We start from the raw sequence: 16,460 nt of genomic DNA, 5'->3' as shown, positions 1-16,460 counted from the left end.
GGCCGGGGCGGCCGTTGATGCTGCTAATGCTGCTGGCGCTGGTCGGCGCGCAGTGGCTGGCAGCTTCGGTGGCCAGTGCTGCCGTGCTGCCCGTGCGCGCCGGCGAGTCGATCGCCGCCGCAGTAGGCCGTGCCCATGCGGGCGACACGCTGCGCATCGAAGCGGGTACGTATAACGAGAATCTGCTGATCGAGAAGCCGCTGACGCTGCAGGGGGTGGGGCATCCAGTCATCAGCGGGCAGGGCAGGGGCGACACGATACGCGTGCATGCGGCCGATGTGATTCTGAAAGGGCTGATCGTGCGCGACAGCGGCAGCGATCTGACGGCGCAGAATGCGGGCATCTATGTGCTGCCCGGCTCGCACCGTTTCCAGCTGGCCGACTGCACGCTGGTGGCTAATCTGTTCGGTGTGTGGCTGGAGCGCTCGGATGATGCGCGCCTGCTGCGCAATACCGTGACGGGGCGGCGCGATCTGCAATCGGCGCAGCGCGGCAACGGCTTCCAGATCTATGACACCACGGGCGTGCAGGTGATCGGCAACCATATCAGCTCGACCCGTGACGGCATCTATGTCGATGTGTCGCGTCAGGCGCTGTTCCGCGAAAACCGCATCCACCACGTGCGCTACGGTACGCACTACATGAATACCAACCACAGCACGTGGGAAGACAATGAAGTCTATCTGAGCCGCGCCGGTCTGGCGCTGATGGAAGTGCGCAATCTGGTGGTGCGGCGCAATCTGGCGTGGGGCAATACTGACCACGGCATCATGCTGCGCACCATACAGGATTCGCTGATCGAAAATAATGTGGTGGTCGGTAATGACCGCGGTTTCTTCATCTACGACGCCGAGTACAACATCGTGCGCGACAATCTGGTGCTGAATAACCGCACCGGCGTGCACCTGTCGGCCGGTTCCTCGAATAACCAGATCGACGGTAACGACTTTATCGGCAATCAGGAACAGGTGCGCTTCGTCGCCGCCAAGGATGTGGAATGGGGCCGCAACCGCGCTAATTACTGGAGCAATTACAGCGGCTGGGATCAGGATGGCGATGGTAAAGGCGATGTGCCTTACGAAGCCAATGATCTGGTCGACCGCCTGAACTGGCAATACCCCATGCTCAAGCTGCTCGCGGCCAGCCCTTCGCTGCGCACGCTGCGCTTTGTGGCCCGTCAGTTCCCTCTGCTGCGTGCCCCCAGCGTGATCGACCGCCATCCGCGCATGCAGCCTTATCACCAGAACTGGAAGAAATGGAATGAAATCACTCCACGCTGAAACTGCTACGAGCGCCATCAGCCTGCGTGGCATCAGCCATCAGTTTGGCGCGTTCACGGCGCTGCAGGATGTCAGCTTCGATATCGGCCGAGGCGAAATGTTCGGCCTGATCGGCCATAACGGCGCCGGTAAGAGCACGCTGTTCAAGCTGATGCTGGGCTTACTCACGCCCGTTAGCGGCAGCATCAAGGTACTGGGACAGGATACCGGCGCGGCCGCGTTCCGCCAGACCCGCCGCCAGATCGGCTACCTGCCGGAGAACTTCGTCACTTACGATAATCTGAGCGGCACGGAAGTGCTGCAACTGTTCGCCGATCTGAAGCAGGTGCCGCGTAGCGCCTGCGCCGATCTGCTGGAGCTGGTGGGGTTGACGCTTGCTGCCGGTCGCCATGTGCAGACCTATTCCAAAGGGATGCGCCAGCGCCTTGGTCTGGCGCAGGCCCTGCTGGGCGAGCCGCAACTGATCTTCCTCGATGAGCCCACCAACGGGCTGGACCCGCAGGGCATCGCCGATTTCTACGCCATCCTCGATAGCGTGCGTGCGCGCGGCGCCACCATTGTGATCACTTCGCACATACTGGCCGAGATACAGGAGCGGGTGGACCATCTGCTCATCATGCATGGTGGCCGCGTGGCGGCGCAGGGCACGCTGGCGCAACTGCGCCAAGGTATGGCGCTGCCGCTGACCGTGGTGGCCACGGTGGCGCCGCTGCAGCAGCCGCAGGCACTGGCTGCGCTGGCCGCCGTGCAGGCCAGCAGCCGCGAGGTGCTCAACGTCAGCACGCAGGCCGAGCGCCTGAGTGTGCGCTGCGCTGCGGCCGACAAGATGGCCGTGCTGACCGCTTTGCTGCCGATGGCTAGCGATGTGGCAGTACACGAATCGACACTGGAACAGGTATTTCTCGGTTATGGAGCGGCGTATGCACATGTCCATTGAGTGGCGTCAGGTGGCGGTGATCGCCAGTAAAGAGTGGCGCGACCGATTGCGTAATCGCTGGGTGCTGGCGGTGGCGCTGGTGTTTGCCGTGTTTGCACTGGCCATCGCCTATTTCGGCGCGGCCCAGCAAGGGCAGGTGGGCTTTCATGGCATCGAAGCCACTATCGCCAGTCTGGCCAGTCTGGTGATCTATCTGGTGCCGCTGATTGCGCTGATTCTTGGCTACGACACCATCGTCGGCGAACGCGAACGGGGTGCGCTGGAACTGCTGCTGACCATGCCCATCTCGCGGCTGGAAGTCCTGCTGGGTAAATATCTGGGTCTTGCCGCCGCACTCACCAGTGCTACCGCCATCGGTTTCGGTGCTGGTCTGCTGCCGCTGTTTTCCGAACTCAGTGTGGCCGAAGGCTGGCGCTACGCCGGTTTCGTTGGTAGCGCTGTGCTGATGGGACTCGCATTCCTCAGTATTGCCATGCTGATTTCCGTGTGGGCGCGCGACCGCGTGCGCGCCAGCGGCACGGCACTGGCGTTGTGGTTCTTCTTCGTGCTGGTATTCGATCTGTTGCTGATGGGCGCACTGGTGGCCAGTCAGGGCGGCATCAGCAGCGGCGTGTTTGCCGCGCTGCTGATGCTCAATCCGGCCGATGTATTCCGGCTGCTGAACGTGTTCAGCTCCGATCAGGCACAGGGCATGTATGGCCTGGCCACGGTCATGCCATCGGCCTGGACCCATCCGGCCGTACTGGTGGCCGTGATGCTGGGCTGGATGCTGCTGCCATTCTATTTCGCTCATAGGAGATTTTCATGACTTACCCCGTTTCCGTTACTGCTGCCCAGACGTCGCGCCGCGCGCGCTGGCCTATGCTGCTGGCCGGCCTGCTGCTGGCGGCCTGCTCGCGCACGACGGCGCCGTTGCAGGCACTGGAGCCGGACGATCAGGCTGCCTGTGCGCTGGACGGCATGCTGCTGCGCGATTTTCCCGGCGCCAAAGCGCAGGTGCGCTATGCCGACAACCAGACCGAGTACTTCTGTGATGTGATGGAACTGCTGGGCGCCATGCTGGCGCCGGAGCAGCGCCGCGCTGTCAGCGGCTACTACGTGCAGGACATGGGCAAGGCTGACTGGCAGCACCCGCGCGGCAACTGGATCGCTGCGCGCGATGCCGTGTATGTGGTGGGCAGCAGTGCACAAGGCTCGATGGGGCCGACCATCGTGCCGTTCGCCCAGCAGGCCGACGCCGAAGCGCTGGTGCAGAAGGCCGGTGGCAAGGTGCTGCGCTTCGAGCAGATCACCACGGCCATGCTGAACCGCTCGTCGGACAGCATGCATGACAACGGCATGGGGCACTAAGCACGGTGGCAATCGCCATCAAGGGATCGGGCTGGCGACGGCCCATAGCAGTACCGGCGCCGCTGGGTGGCGTTGGCCAATTTTGACCTCAGAGAGAGAGCACATGAAACACACTTTTCTACTGGCAGCCTTGCTGCCGGCGATCTTCGCAACTGCGACTGCCAGCGCAGCACCTGCTGCCAATGGCGAAAAAATCTATCAGGCTACCTGTATGGCCTGTCACGGCACGGGCGTGATGGGCGCGCCTAAAGTCGGCGATGCCGCAGCGTGGAAGCCACGTGTGGCGCAGGGCATGGCGACGGTGTATGGCAATGCTATTAAAGGCTTCAAGATGATGCCGCCACGCGGTGGTAATCCCGGCCTGAAGGACGATGAGATGAAAGCCGCCATCGACTTCATGGTGGGCAAAGGCAAATAAGTTGTGACGCTGGCCGCCCGTTGTGGCGGCCACAGGTTTCAGGAGAAATTGGATGGATAGGGCGGATGTGAAGCAGGATGTAGGCCGCTGGCGCTGGCTGCTGATGCTGCCTGCACTGGTCCTGCTGGCTGGGCTGCTGGCGGCCTGCAATAGCAGCGAAAGCACCTATAAAACGACCGGCCACGTATTCGGCACCACGGTAGCTGTGACCATTTACGGCGGCTCGCAGCAGCGCGCCGATCTGCTGGCCGGACAGGTGCTGGCCGAATTCGACCGTCTGCACCACAAATTCCATGCATGGGAGCCCAGTATGCTGACGGGGCTGAACGATGCCATCGCCCGTGGCGAGCCATTTGTGGCCGACGCGGAAATGGTCGGCCTGCTCAAGTCGGCCACCCAGCTTTCCGTCAAGTCGGGCGAATTATTCAATCCCACCATCGGCCATCTGATCCGCCTGTGGGGCTTCCAGAGCAGCAGTATCGAAGCGCAGCAGCCGGATGCGGCAGAAATCCACCGCTGGGTAGAGGCTAAGCCCAGTCTGACGGATCTGCGCTACAAGGGCAACACCATCAGCAGTGTAAACCGCGCCGTGATGATCGATCTGGGTGGCTATGCCAAAGGCTATGCGCTCGACCGTGCTGCCACTATTCTGCGCGAAGGCCATGCCAAGGCAGCCCTGATTAATATCGGTGGCAATGTGCTGGCCATAGGCCGACCCGGCAACCATGCATGGCAGGTGGGCATACGCGATCCGCGCAGCAGTGGCACGCTGACCAGCGTGGCACTCAACGATAACGAAGCGATAGGCACCAGTGGCGATTACGAGCGCTACTTCATGAAAGATGGCAAGCGCCGGCCCCATATCATCGATCCGCGCACAGGCTATCCGATCGATCTGGTGGCTTCTGTCACCATCATTACCAGTGGCGGCAGCGCGCCCGGTCTACGCTCGGACGGCAATTCCAAGCCCCTATTTATCACGGGGCCGGCGGGCTGGCAGGCCATGGCCGAGCGGCTCGGTCTGAAGGAGGTGCTGCTGGTCGATACCCAGCGCAAGGTGTATCTGACGCCAGCCATGGAGCAGCGTATCGCTGGCAGCCTACGCTAAGCACTTAACCATTGCATCAGCTTGGCGACTCGTTTGCCGACCGCGCTTCACTGGCAGGGGGAGCGCGGTTTTTTTTTTAAGATAGATCATGTAAATCAGCGCCGCATTTGCGAGGGGCTCTGAGCTTAAATGATAATGAATCTCATTACTGTTTGACTGAGAGAGCTCCCATGCACGCTATTCCCCTTGCCCGTCGCCATACCATCGCCACGCTGCTGACACTGGCTTTTGCGGCGAGTGCCCACAGCGCCGAACAGACGCTAGCCACCATCAATGTCAACGCCAGTGCCGTTGCCGAAGGCTATCTGGTGAAAGCCGTCAGCACGGCCACCAAGACCGATACGGCGCTGGCCGATCTACCGCAGTCGGTGACAGTGATCGGCGAAGCGCTGATGCGCGACCAGTCCATGCAAAGCATGGCGGATGTGGTGCGCTATGTGCCCGGCATAGGCATGACTAGCGGCGAAGGCAACCGCGATGCGCCTGTCTTCCGCGGCAGCACCAGCGCTTCGGGCGACTTTTATATGGACGGCGTGCGTGACGATACCGAGTACTACCGCGACCTGTACAACGTCGAACAGGTCGATGCGCTGACGGGACCGAACGCCATGATGTTTGGCCGTGGCGGTTCCGGCGGGGTGATTAACCGCGTCAGCAAGCAGGCCAATTTCAGCACCCAGCGCGCGCTCGATCTGACGGCCGGTAATTTCCGCAAACGCCGCCTGGCAGCGGATCTGGGGCAGGCTATCAACGATACACTGGCTGTGCGGGTGGCGGCACTGGCGGAAGATTCGGGCGGCTACCAGCGCGCCTACAGCCTGCAGCGCAAGGGCATCAATCCTACTTTGGCGCTCCGGCCGGACCGGGCCACCAGTGTGGTGCTGGGCTACGAGCATTTCGAGGACTACCGCACGGCCGATCGGGGCGTGCCTTCGCTCAACGGGCGGCCACTAGATTTGCCGGTAGATGCCTTCTTCGGCAATCCCGCTGCCGAGACCCGTCCGGCACGGGTGCTGGCCGATGCGTTCAGCAGCCAGATCGAACATCGTTTCGCCGGCGGCCTGCAACTATCGAACAAGACGCGCTATGCCAGCTACGACAAGCTGTACCAGAACATTACGCCGGGCGCCGTCAACGCTGCCACCAGCCGGGTCACACTGAGTGCCTACAACAACCACCAGTGGCGCAAGAACCTGTTTAACCAGACTGACCTGACCATGCTGCTACAGCAGGGTGCCATCAGCCACCAGTTGCTGGCAGGGATGGAACTGGGCCAGCAGAACACCGACTATCTGCGCCAGACCGGCCTGTTCTCCAATCAGGCCAGCAGCATCAGTGTGCCGCTGGCACAGGCTGATGCAGCGTTGCCCGTCACCTATGTGCTGGGCGGGAGTAATTCGGACCGCGATGGCCGCAGCAAAGCCACGGTAGCGGCGCTCTACCTGCAGGACCAGATCAGCTTCAATCCGCAATGGCAGCTGGTGGCAGGCTTGCGCTACGATGCGTTCCGGCTCGATTACCACAACAATGTCGCAGCAGGCGTGCGTGCCTTGCTGCCGGCGGCGGCTGATCTGTCCAGCCGCGATAATCTGATATCGCCCCGTATGGGACTGGTGTACAAACCGCTCAACATGCTGTCACTGTATGCCAATTACAGCGTAGCCAGTGTGCCCCGTGGCGGCGACCAGCTGAGCAGCCTGACGGTGGTGAATCAAAGCCTGAAGCCGGAAAAATTCACCAACTACGAAGCTGGTGCCAAGCTGCAGTACAGCCCCGACCTGCTGGCCACGCTGGCGCTGTACCGGCTTAACCGCAACAACGTGGCAGTGGCCAATCCCGCGACCGGCATCGTCGATAGGCTGGTGGACGGACAGCGCAGCAACGGGCTGGAATTGTCGGTCAGCGGCAAGCTGGCCCCGGCATGGCAGGTGCAGGGCGGCTATGCCTATCAGGATGCCAAGCTGCTGACCAATGTGTCGGCTACGGCCCTGAATGGCGTAAGCGTGAACGCGGTGCCGCGCCACACGCTGTCGCTGTGGAACCGCTATGAGTTAAATGACCGGCTCGGTGCTGGTCTGGGGCTGATACGTCGTAGCGACATGTATGCCTCGACCAGTAATGCGGTGGTGCTGCCCGGCTACACCCGCATCGATGCCGCGCTGTTCTACACCCTGCATGATGGCTGCACGGCGCAGCTGAATATCGAAAATCTGGCCGACCGCAAATACTACGCGGCGGCCAACGGCGATAACAACATCACGCCCGGCTCGCCACGCGCCATCCGCGCCAATCTGCACCTGAAGTTCTGAGCAGGCGCCTAGTGTGCTACCAGCACGGGGATGTCCATGGTGTCGAGGATGGTGCTGGTGACGCCGCCCAGTACGGCCTCGCTCCAGCGCGTGTGGCCGTAGCCGCCCATGACCAGCAGATCGCTGCCGAGCGTGCGGGCCTGTGCCAGTATGGCTTCGGCCACGGGCAGTTCGGTGCTGTCGCTAATCAGTTCTAGCTGCACGCCGTGGCGGGCGAGGAAGAGCGCCATGTCGGCGCCAGCCTGCTGGCCGTGCTGGCTTGCATGCTGCTCTGCGTTCAGTACCAGCAGCGTTACCTGACGCGCCAGTTTCAATAGCGGCAGGGCGTCGAGCAGCGCGCGGGCGCTATGGTTGCTGCCATCCCACGCCAGCAAGGGGTGCTGGCAGGGGGCGACATCGAGTGCAAGGCGGCTGACTTTCGGTACCACGAGGATGGGGCGGGCGCCATGCAGCAGCAGCGAGGGTACCAGCGCGCTGGCACGGTCGGCCAGCGTTTCGTTACCGTCGTCCTGACTCAGTACCAGCAAGTCGCTACTGCTCGATTGCAGCAGCAGGGCGCTGGCGGCATCGTCGCTGAGTAGACGGCTCTCGTAGGAATTCACCCCATGCGCGGTGGCGCTCAGTGCACAAGCTTCCAGCGCCTTGCTGGCGTTATCGCTCATCTGCGTCATGTGCTCTGCCGTCAGCGGCCAGATGCCGGCTGCCACGGCAGCCGGTGCAAAACGCGAAATGCCGGTGGCTGCCGCACCGATCAGGTGGGCATCGAGCATGGCGGCCAGCCGGCAGCCCAGCGTGTAGCGGGCGCCTGCATGGTGCGCCATGTCGGCATGCAGCAGGATGGTGCGATAACTCATGCTAAACCTCTATGACTTAAGCTCAATGACTTAGGCTCAGTGCGACATCAGGATAGGAACCGTCATGGTCTGCAGCAGCGTGCGGGTCACGCCGCCCATGATCATTTCGCGCCAGCGCATGTGGCCATAGCCGCCCATCACGATCAGATCGCTACCGAGATCGGCCGCCAGCGACAGCAGGGCATTGCCCACATCCAGACCGGCCGGGGTTTTCTGCGACATCACTTCGATCTTCACGCCATGGCGCGCCAGATACAGCGCCATATCGGCACCCGGCTGTTCGCCATGCACGCCGGCCTGCTGATCGGCGTTGTACACCACCAGCGTGACGGCAGCGCTACGGCGCAGCAGGGGCAGCGCATCGGTAATGGCACGGGTGGCGGCACGGCTGCCATCCCAGGCGACCAGCGCACGCTGGCCAATGTTGCTGAATTCGCCTGCATACGGCACCAGCAACACGGGGCGGCCACTATTCAGGGTGATACTCTCCGGCAGGCCGCGCAGCAGCTTGCTGGCATCGTCGGTGGGGTCGCTCTGGCTCAGTACGACCAGATCGGCATAACGGGCTTGCTGCAGCAGGGTCACTTCCGTTTCGTCGTCGCTGATGCGACGCTCGTAGGACGTCACGCCCGCTGCCTGAACCTGTTGTTCGAAACCTTCCAGCGCCTGCTGGGCGGCGCGGGTCAGCACATCGAGTTCCGGCAGGGGAATCGGGCCGGCGTACATCACGCTGCTATTGCGATAGAACTCGCGCGTGAAACCACTGGACGCTGCGCCTACCAGATGGGCGTCGAAATTGCGTGCCACTTCGGCCGCGAGGGCAATCCGTTTTTCTGCATGGCGCGACTGATCGACGTGAACAACGATGGTCTTGTACGACATTGATGCCTCCTGTGATGTGCTATACAGTCATCGTAGGGATTTCAAGCTGGCATTTGATTGATCTGGATCAAAATTCCCAGCCTTCGTTCAGGCGCTATGGCATACTGGCAGCCCTGATTTTTACGGGGTTTCCCATGGTTCTGGCAAGGTTGATGTTGCGGTGGAAAGTGGTGCTGCTGAGTGGGCTGTTCTGCCTGTCTGGTGTTGCTTCGGCGACACCATCCGAGCCTGTTTGTGTGGTGCCGGCGGCTGATCCGGCCAACACCTATGACGCTGCGCACACCTACACCAAGCTGCAACGGGACTACCCGTTTATCCAGATTGCCAGTGCGGCCGTGCCGGATGGGGTGCGCAAGGTAGAAAGTCTGACTTACGTGCAATACGGCAACCGTTGCCTGCAACTGGATCTGTATCTGCCACGGGCGGGCGGCTCCCATCCGCTGGTGGTGCTGGTGCATGGTGGCGGCTGGCGTTCCGGCTTCCGCGACGAGTTCGCACCGATGGCCGTCAGGCTGGCGCAGCAGGGCTGGGCCGCCGCTACGATCAGCTACCGCCTGTCGGGCGAAGCGGGCTATCCGGCCGCCATTCATGATGTGCAGGCTGCCGTGCGCTGGCTGCGCAGTCACGCGGCCGACTATCAGCTCGATAGCGCGCGCTTTGCGCTGGCCGGCGGGTCGGCCGGTGGTCAGATTGCCAGTCTGGCCGGTGTCACGGCCCACTTGCCGCAGTTCGATGCAGAGCCGGCCGGTAGCGTCGTTTCTGCCGCCGTGCAGGCCATCATCAATATCGATGGTCTGTCTGATTTCACCGCACCGGCAGCCCTGCAGCACGAAGATGATCCGGCCAAACAGCCGTCTGCCGCCGGTGCCTGGTTTGGTGGCCGCTATGCCGAACAGACTGCGCGCTGGCGCGAAGCTTCCCCTGTGCAATATGTGCGCGCCGGTATGCCGCCCATCCTGTTTATCGGCAGTAGCAAGCCGCGCTTTTCGGTAGGACGCGAGGATATGATGGCGCGCATGCAGCAGGCCGGTGTAGCGAGCGCTAGCGTGATTCTGCCGCAGACGCCGCATTCTTTCTGGATGTTTGATCCATGGCTACAGCCCACGGTGGATGCAACGCTTACCTTCCTGAAGCAGCAATTGCCGCAGCGCTAGCCCGCTTGCGTCTGGCACGCAATCCGACCTTGCAGCATGCGTAACGCCGTCTACAATCAGGAGGTGTGTAGACGCTAGGGGAGTACAGCATGTCCACCATCCATACTTTCCGGCCCGATGATGCCGGTGCAGAAATTGTTGAAGCCGGGATTGAGGTTGCCGATAGGCAGGGCGTCGATAGCGCTGCGGCGTATCTGCGCACCCGTGGCGTGTCTGCCACGGTGATCGAGCGCGTGCTGACGGAACCGGAACACCGGCGCAATCCGGGCCGTCTGCGCGGGCGTGATGACCGCCTGCTGGAAACTGCTTCGCGCTTCAAGTTCAAGGTGTAGTGTTCGACCCTGCTGTAGGACGGGGACCACAGGGCCTTATGTTTCCTGCCTACATAGCACGGTGTCATGCGCCTATAAGCTGAGACACGCAGCGTGGCTATAGTTGTGTTCATCAGGTCGCATAGACCGGCAACGCACAACGAGGACTGCCATGATTGTTCACACCGCTAATGCCCCGATCAGCCTGCTGGGCGCGCAGCAGAACGCATTGCTGCGTGCACTATCGCGCGAAGAACTGATAGCCTTGTTCGCGCATCTGGAACTGATGCCATTGGCAGCGGGCAGGCATCTGTTCGATGTGGGACAGCCTATCGATAGCGCCTACTTTCCCACCAATGCTATCGTCTCGCTGCAATATGTGACGGAAGATGGCGGTGCCAGCGAAATCGCCGTGGTCGGTCGCGAGGGCGTCGTGGGCGTGTCCATGTACCAGGGTGAATGCGCCAATTGCACGGCGGTGGTACAGACGGCTGGCTATGGCTACCGTATCCGTTCGGCCGTGTTGCGCACGGCCTTCTTTGATGGCGGCGCGCTGGCCCAGCAACTGATGCGCCATGCCAGCGCCCTGTTTGCCCAGCTGGCCCAGACGGTGGCAGGGGTACGCCACGGCAGCATCGAGCAGCGCCTGTGTCGCTGGCTGCTCGATAGGCTGGACCGTTCGATTTCCAACGAACTCAAGGTGACGCAGGAGATGATAGCCAGCCTGCTGGGCGTGCGGCGCGAAAGCATTACCGGCTGTGCCGGCAAGCTACAGGAGGATGGACTGATCGAGTATCGGCGCGGTACGGTGGTGGTGCTGGACCGCAGTGCGGTAGAACGGCGTGCCGGCAGTTGCTACGTCGCCAGCTGAGTGCTGGCGTGTGCAGGGCTGGCTGGCGGCGCAGGGCTAGAAGCGCTGGGTCAGCGTGGCGCGCAGGGAGCGTGCTTCGATCGGATGGAAGTGCACATCGCTGACCGCCTGCGCTTCGCCCTGCAGGCGCGAGGCATAATAATAGTCGATGGCGGAATCGCGCCGGTTAGTCAGATTGAAAGCTTCCACTTCCAGTTGCAGATGCTTGCGCAGCTTCCAGCCTAGGCGGCCATTCAGTGTCAGGCTGCTGTGCGAGCGCACGCTGTTATCTTCAGTCAATGGACGGGGGCCGAAATAGCGCAACTTGAGCGAGCCCGAATACGGCCCGCCATTGTCCACATTGATGGCAAGCTGCCCTGTACCTTCGATGGCGCCGGCGATGCGGTCGTCCGGCGCAGCCACCTCGCGCGAGCGCGCCCGCGCATAGGCCAGATCGAGATCGATAGAGAGCCAGCGCAGCGGCTTATAGTAGTTGGATAGTTCGATGCCGTAGCGGCGGCTGGGTGGGCCTGCCTCGGTGTTGCCGGCATCGCCGATGAAACTCAGTTCCGAATCGAAGTCCAGCCGGTACAGCGAGATCACGCTTTGCAGGCCGGGCAGCCAGTTGCTGCGCGCGCCCAGTTCCATACCGCGCGAACGCACCAGCGGCGTGACGGCATCGGCTTTGTCGCCGCTGGCCGGATCGATGCGCAAGGTGGTGCCGCGGGCATCGTTGCTGTGGAAGCCGTTGCCGAGATTGGCGTAGAACTCGCTGTGCTGCCACGGGCTGTACACCAGATTCATACTGGGGCTGAACAGGTGATCATCGGCCTTGCCGCTGTTGGCCGCGCGGTCGCTACGCACATCGTAGCGGTAGTCATCGTAGCGCGCGCCCACGGTGCTGCGCAGACTATCGCTCCAGCGCGTCAGCTGCTGCAGATACAGGCCGGCACTTGATTCGACGATGTGATCCTGCCGCGTGACGGCAAGCGTCTGGCGTGCCTGAGTGCGCAGCAGGGCGTTGTGGATGTTGTCGTTCTGTAGTTGCAGTCCCAGTGTGGTGGTACTGCCATTGCCGTCGCTGCCGTGCTGGTGCCAGCTATGGCTAGCCTGCAGGCCGCTGGTCACGCGCTGATCGGGCTGGGCAAACTGGTCGCCATGCAGCGGGTCTTCCATGAAATAGGTGAAGTTGGAATACAGTGCTAGCTGACTGGCGATCAGATAGGCGCTGATGCTGCTGGCGCTGGCGTCGCTGCTGCGTCGCCAGCCGCCGGACAGACTGTAGCGGTGCGCGCTGCCGCCGTCGCTCAGGTCGATGCCATCGTAGCGACCTAAGCTGCCGGCCTGTACGGCGCGCAGGGGAATCTGGTCGGTGGCGTTCCAGTTGCCGCGATACAGCATCAGGCCCGCATGGAAGCCATTGCTGGCATAGCCTTCGCTGTAGCGCAGTACGGCGTTGAGTTTCTGATAGTCGTCTGGCCGGGTGTAGGGGCCATCGTTATGCTGGAGTTCCAGCGCATACAGCAGGCTGCCCATCTGGCCGCCCCGTTCTATGTCGAGCGAGTCCGCCAGCAGTGTGCGCGCATAGCCATTCTGCCCGCCCGTGAGGCTGGCCACACCTTGCAGCAGACGGTTGGCATACACCACCGAGACGGCACCGGCAGAAGCAAAATCGCCGTCCAGTGCCGAGTACGGGCCTTTTTTGTAGTCGAGTCGCACCGCCAGTTCGGGAATCAGAAAGTTCAGATCGGTCCAGCCCTGACCGTGCGCGTGACTGCGCTGGTTGACGGGCATCTCGTCCACGGTGGTACGCAGATCGGTGCCATGGTCGAGATTGAATCCGCGCAGGTAGAACTGGTTGGCTTTGCCTTCGCCGCTATGCTGGCTGACGATCAGGCCGGGTGTGGCTTCCAGCATTTCCGCTGCGCGGTAGACGCCGCGCTGGGCCAGTTCCTGCTGGCTGATACTGCCCATGCTGGCGGCATCGGCTACGCCTAGCGGGTTGCTGCGGCTGCCATCGACCAGCACGCGCTGCATGTGCAGATCGTCGGCCAGTGCGTGGGTGCTGAAGGTGAGGGCGATAGAAATGGCCAGCGTGGCCGGACTAGCGGGTTTCCAGCGTGGTGTGCTGTTGGTCGAAGATGAACGTCTGGATGGGGCCATCGGTTTGTACATTGACGGTATTTTTCTGCGCCGGCTGGAAGTCGATCAGCACGGCGTTATGGATGCGGGTGGCTGGCGCCAGCTTGCGGTCCGGGATCTCCTGAAAGATGGTGACCGTGTCGGCATCAGCCTTGACGCCCAGCCATTGCAGGGGCAGCCGACGGCCGCTGGGATCTTCCAGATAGAACTGGCGTTCCACATATTTGCGCAGCGGTGCTTCGCTGTCCGGCTGGCCCAGATCCAGATTGCGGCCATACAGATCGATCAGCAGGGTGGCGAGATCGTGCGCCGTATAGGTGTGCACGATCTCGGTGTTGCCGCTGCGGGCGTTATAGCGGATGTCGGCCAGCCCCATGTGGAAATTATGGGCGGCTGCGCTGCCTGCTGCCAGCACAGCGCTGGCTAGCATCATGCAGCGCGTCATCCGCGCCAGCAACGTCGGATAGCACTTCATTCGGCGGCTGTGTCCTTACCGTCCTTGCCGTCTTTGCCATCCTTGCCCTTGGTCTTGAGCGGGGTGTTAAAGTCGCGCATCAGGTTGTTGCGGTCACGCTCGGTCTTGAACAGTTCCACGCGCGACTGGGTGACTTTGCGGGGCCAGCTATTGTTGCTGGTATCGATGTCGGCAGTTTCCCAGTACGGGTCCTGGGTCAGCCCCACCATCGGCTCGTCGGTGACGATCAGCTTGGTGATCTTCTTCGGCGAGTAGCGCCATACTTCGGCCGGAATGCGCTCGACGTATTTCTTGCCGCTCTTGAGTTCAACTTCCAGAATCAGCGGCATGACCAGACCGCCCAGATTGGAGAAGTCCACCAGATACAGGTGCTTGCCCTGTTCCAGCAAGGCTTTTTCCCAAGGTTCCAGCTTCTCGATGGCTTCCGCATACATATTCCGGTCCTTGTTGGTGACCGTAAATTCGTCATGCTCGTTGTAGAAGTCCTTCAGTTCCGGATGGCTGTTCAGACGCTTAGGCAGTTCCTTGTTGCGTTGTTCCGATACGGAAATAGGCTGGGCTTCCTTCTGCGCCTTCTTCCATGCTTTCTCTTTTTCCGGATCTTTGGTGCTCACGCCGTATTCGCTGATGCCGTCGATGCTGATGTCGACCGGATCGGTGGTGTAGAACCAGCCGCGCCAGAACCAGTCGAGGTCGGTGCCGGACGCATCTTCCATGGTGCGGAAGAAGTCGGCCGGCGTAGGGCGCTTGAACTTCCAGCGACGGGCATATTCCTTGAATGCGTGGTCGAACAGTTCGCGGCCGAGGATGGTTTCGCGCAGGATGTTCAGACCCGTAGCCGGTTTGGCATAGGCGTTGTTACCGAATTGCAGCAGCGATTCGGAGTTGGTCATGATAGGCACCTGATTCTGGCTGCGCATGTAGTCAACGATGTTGCGTGGCTCGCCACGGCGCGACGGGTAGTTGTCTTCCCATGCTTGCTCGGCCAGATACTGCACGAAGGTGTTCAGGCCTTCATCCATCCAGGTCCACTGGCGCTCGTCCGAGTTGATGATCATCGGGTAGTAGTTGTGGCCTACTTCGTGGATGATCACGCCGATCAGACCGTATTTGGTCTGCTGCGACCAGGTCAGTTCACCCGTCTTCTTATCCTTGCTAGGGCGCGGGCCGTTGAAGGAGATCATCGGGTATTCCATGCCGCCCACGGGGCCGTTGACGGAAATCGCGGTCGGGTAGGGATAGTCGAAGCTGAACTTGTTGTACTGCTCGATGGTGTGGATGATGGCCTGGGTGCTGTACTTGCCCCACAGCGGATTGCCTTCCTTCGGATAGTAGGACATCGCCATCAGGTTGCTGCCGTCCTTCTTGTAGCCCTGTGCATCCCAGATGAATTTGCGGCTGGATGCCCACGCGAAGTCACGCACATTGGCCGCTTTGAAGTGCCAGGTTTTGGAGGCTTTGCTGACCGACTTCTCGGCTTTTTCCGCTTCTTCCTGCGTCACGATGACGACCGGCGCACTGGCCGTACGGGCCTTGTTGAAGCGTTCGCGCTGGGCCGGCGTGAGTACCTCGCCCATGTTCTGCAGCTCGCCCGTGGCGGCCACCACGTGGTCGGCCGGCACGGTCAGCTGCACATCGTAGTCGCCGAATTCCAGCGTAAATTCGCCCGAACCGAGGAACTGCTTGTGCTGCCAGCCCATCACGTCGTAATAGGCGGCCATGCGGGGGAACCACTGGGCGATTTCGAACAGATCGTTCTTGTCTTCCTCGAAGTGCTCGTAGCCGGAACGGCCGCCCAGCACTTTCTGTTCGTTGATGTTGTACGACCAGTCGATGTTGAAGGCATAGCTCTGGCCCGGCTTGAGCGGGGTGGGCAGGTCGATGCGCATCATGGTGCGGTTGATCACGTGTTTCAGCGGCTGGCCGCCAGCCGTGACGGCTTTAATGTTAAAGCCGCCTTCGAAATCGAGGCCGGCCAGTATGCCGCGCATGCCTTCGAATTTGAAGCCGTCTTCCGGCGTGCGGGGCTTGGCCCACGCTTCACGCGAAGGCTGGGTCAGCATCTTGCGCGCGTCGGAATCTTTTTTATAGATGTTCTGGTCCAGCTGCACCCACAGGTAGTGCAGGGTGTCGGGAGAATTGTTGTGATAGCGGATCTGTTCGCTGCCGCTGATGGCGCGTTTGCTTTCGTCCAGCGTGGCGCGGATGGTGTAGTCGGCGCGCTGCTGCCAGTAGGCCGCACCGGGTGCACCGGAAGCGGTGCGATAGGTGTTCGGGGAGGGAAGGACTTCGTCGAGCTGACGGAATTTATCGTCGAACGGTTCGGCAGCGTAGGCGGAAACCGTCAGGCACAGGGCCATAAAGCCAAAAGTCTTGCGCATAGTTTGTGT

The 16,460-nt window shown here is 61.6% G+C and carries 15 protein-coding genes; 10 read left to right on the top strand and 5 right to left on the bottom strand.

Annotated features, from left to right (window positions below):
- The first annotated feature begins 17 nt into the window (after positions 1 to 17).
- The 7 genes from ABNT42_RS16645 (at position 18) to ABNT42_RS16615 (ending at position 7,402) form a co-directional block, all read left to right on the top strand.
- A complete protein-coding gene (locus ABNT42_RS16645; protein WP_348698873.1) occupies positions 18 to 1,280 on the top strand; it encodes a nitrous oxide reductase family maturation protein NosD in 1,263 nt (420 codons plus the stop codon).
- The gene (locus ABNT42_RS16640) at positions 1,261 to 2,217 is read left to right on the top strand and encodes an ABC transporter ATP-binding protein (protein ID WP_348698808.1); all 957 of its coding nucleotides are present in this window, start codon (positions 1,261 to 1,263) and stop codon (positions 2,215 to 2,217) included. The genes ABNT42_RS16645 and ABNT42_RS16640 overlap by 20 nt, the downstream gene beginning before the upstream one ends.
- Positions 2,201 to 3,025, top strand: a complete 825-nt coding sequence (locus ABNT42_RS16635; RefSeq protein ID WP_202416623.1) for an ABC transporter permease subunit — start codon at positions 2,201 to 2,203, stop codon at positions 3,023 to 3,025. The genes ABNT42_RS16640 and ABNT42_RS16635 overlap by 17 nt, the downstream gene beginning before the upstream one ends.
- Entirely contained in the window at positions 3,022 to 3,567 is a 546-nt protein-coding gene (locus ABNT42_RS16630; RefSeq protein WP_348698805.1) for a nitrous oxide reductase accessory protein NosL, read from the top strand. The genes ABNT42_RS16635 and ABNT42_RS16630 overlap by 4 nt, the downstream gene beginning before the upstream one ends.
- Positions 3,568 to 3,670: 103 nt before the next feature.
- The gene (locus ABNT42_RS16625; RefSeq protein ID WP_348698803.1) at positions 3,671 to 3,985 is read left to right on the top strand and encodes a c-type cytochrome; all 315 of its coding nucleotides are present in this window, start codon (positions 3,671 to 3,673) and stop codon (positions 3,983 to 3,985) included.
- A 52-nt stretch (positions 3,986 to 4,037) separates the two neighbouring features.
- Positions 4,038 to 5,093: an FAD:protein FMN transferase gene (locus ABNT42_RS16620; RefSeq protein ID WP_348698801.1), complete on the top strand. Its 1,056-nt coding sequence runs from the start codon at positions 4,038 to 4,040 to the stop codon at positions 5,091 to 5,093.
- Between the two features lie 170 nt (positions 5,094 to 5,263).
- Positions 5,264 to 7,402, top strand: coding sequence for a TonB-dependent siderophore receptor (locus ABNT42_RS16615; RefSeq protein WP_348698799.1), 2,139 nt, complete (start codon positions 5,264 to 5,266; stop codon positions 7,400 to 7,402).
- An 8-nt stretch (positions 7,403 to 7,410) separates the two neighbouring features.
- On the opposite strand, the gene ABNT42_RS16610 is transcribed toward ABNT42_RS16615, so the two are convergent.
- Both ABNT42_RS16610 and ABNT42_RS16605 read right to left on the bottom strand, forming a co-directional pair.
- Entirely contained in the window at positions 7,411 to 8,256 is an 846-nt protein-coding gene (locus tag ABNT42_RS16610) for a universal stress protein (RefSeq protein ID WP_348698798.1), read from the bottom strand.
- Between the two features lie 36 nt (positions 8,257 to 8,292).
- A complete protein-coding gene (locus tag ABNT42_RS16605) occupies positions 8,293 to 9,138 on the bottom strand; it encodes a universal stress protein (protein ID WP_348698796.1) in 846 nt (281 codons plus the stop codon).
- A 152-nt stretch (positions 9,139 to 9,290) separates the two neighbouring features.
- Here ABNT42_RS16605 and ABNT42_RS16600 point away from each other — a divergent pair, with 152 nt between their 5' ends.
- The 3 genes from ABNT42_RS16600 to ABNT42_RS16590 all read left to right on the top strand — a co-directional run bounded on the left by ABNT42_RS16600 (position 9,291) and on the right by ABNT42_RS16590 (position 11,474).
- Positions 9,291 to 10,292: an alpha/beta hydrolase gene (locus ABNT42_RS16600; protein WP_348698794.1), complete on the top strand. Its 1,002-nt coding sequence runs from the start codon at positions 9,291 to 9,293 to the stop codon at positions 10,290 to 10,292.
- Between the two features lie 89 nt (positions 10,293 to 10,381).
- Positions 10,382 to 10,624, top strand: a complete 243-nt coding sequence (locus ABNT42_RS16595) for a hypothetical protein (protein ID WP_348698793.1) — start codon at positions 10,382 to 10,384, stop codon at positions 10,622 to 10,624.
- Between the two features lie 151 nt (positions 10,625 to 10,775).
- Positions 10,776 to 11,474: a Crp/Fnr family transcriptional regulator gene (locus ABNT42_RS16590; protein ID WP_348698792.1), complete on the top strand. Its 699-nt coding sequence runs from the start codon at positions 10,776 to 10,778 to the stop codon at positions 11,472 to 11,474.
- A gap of 36 nt (positions 11,475 to 11,510) precedes the next feature.
- On the opposite strand, the gene ABNT42_RS16585 is transcribed toward ABNT42_RS16590, so the two are convergent.
- The 3 genes from ABNT42_RS16585 to ABNT42_RS16575 all read right to left on the bottom strand — a co-directional run bounded on the left by ABNT42_RS16585 (position 11,511) and on the right by ABNT42_RS16575 (position 16,451).
- The gene (locus tag ABNT42_RS16585) at positions 11,511 to 13,490 is read right to left on the bottom strand and encodes a TonB-dependent receptor (protein WP_348698872.1); all 1,980 of its coding nucleotides are present in this window, start codon (positions 13,488 to 13,490) and stop codon (positions 11,511 to 11,513) included.
- Positions 13,491 to 13,557: 67 nt separating this feature from the next.
- On the bottom strand, positions 13,558 to 14,070 hold the full coding sequence (locus ABNT42_RS16580; protein ID WP_348698790.1) for a DUF6702 family protein: 513 nt from the start codon (positions 14,068 to 14,070) through the stop codon (positions 13,558 to 13,560).
- A complete protein-coding gene (locus tag ABNT42_RS16575) occupies positions 14,067 to 16,451 on the bottom strand; it encodes a M1 family metallopeptidase (protein WP_348698788.1) in 2,385 nt (794 codons plus the stop codon). Before ABNT42_RS16575 ends, ABNT42_RS16580 begins: the two co-directional genes overlap by 4 nt.
- Between the last annotated feature and the right edge of the window lie 9 nt (positions 16,452 to 16,460).

It is taken from the genome of Duganella fentianensis, from assembly GCF_964031615.1.
Classification (GTDB): Bacteria; Pseudomonadota; Gammaproteobacteria; order Burkholderiales; family Burkholderiaceae_D; genus Rugamonas; species Rugamonas fentianensis_A.
The sequence above is the reverse complement of the archived record's forward strand: the minus strand, read 5'-3'. Positions and strand labels throughout refer to the sequence as shown.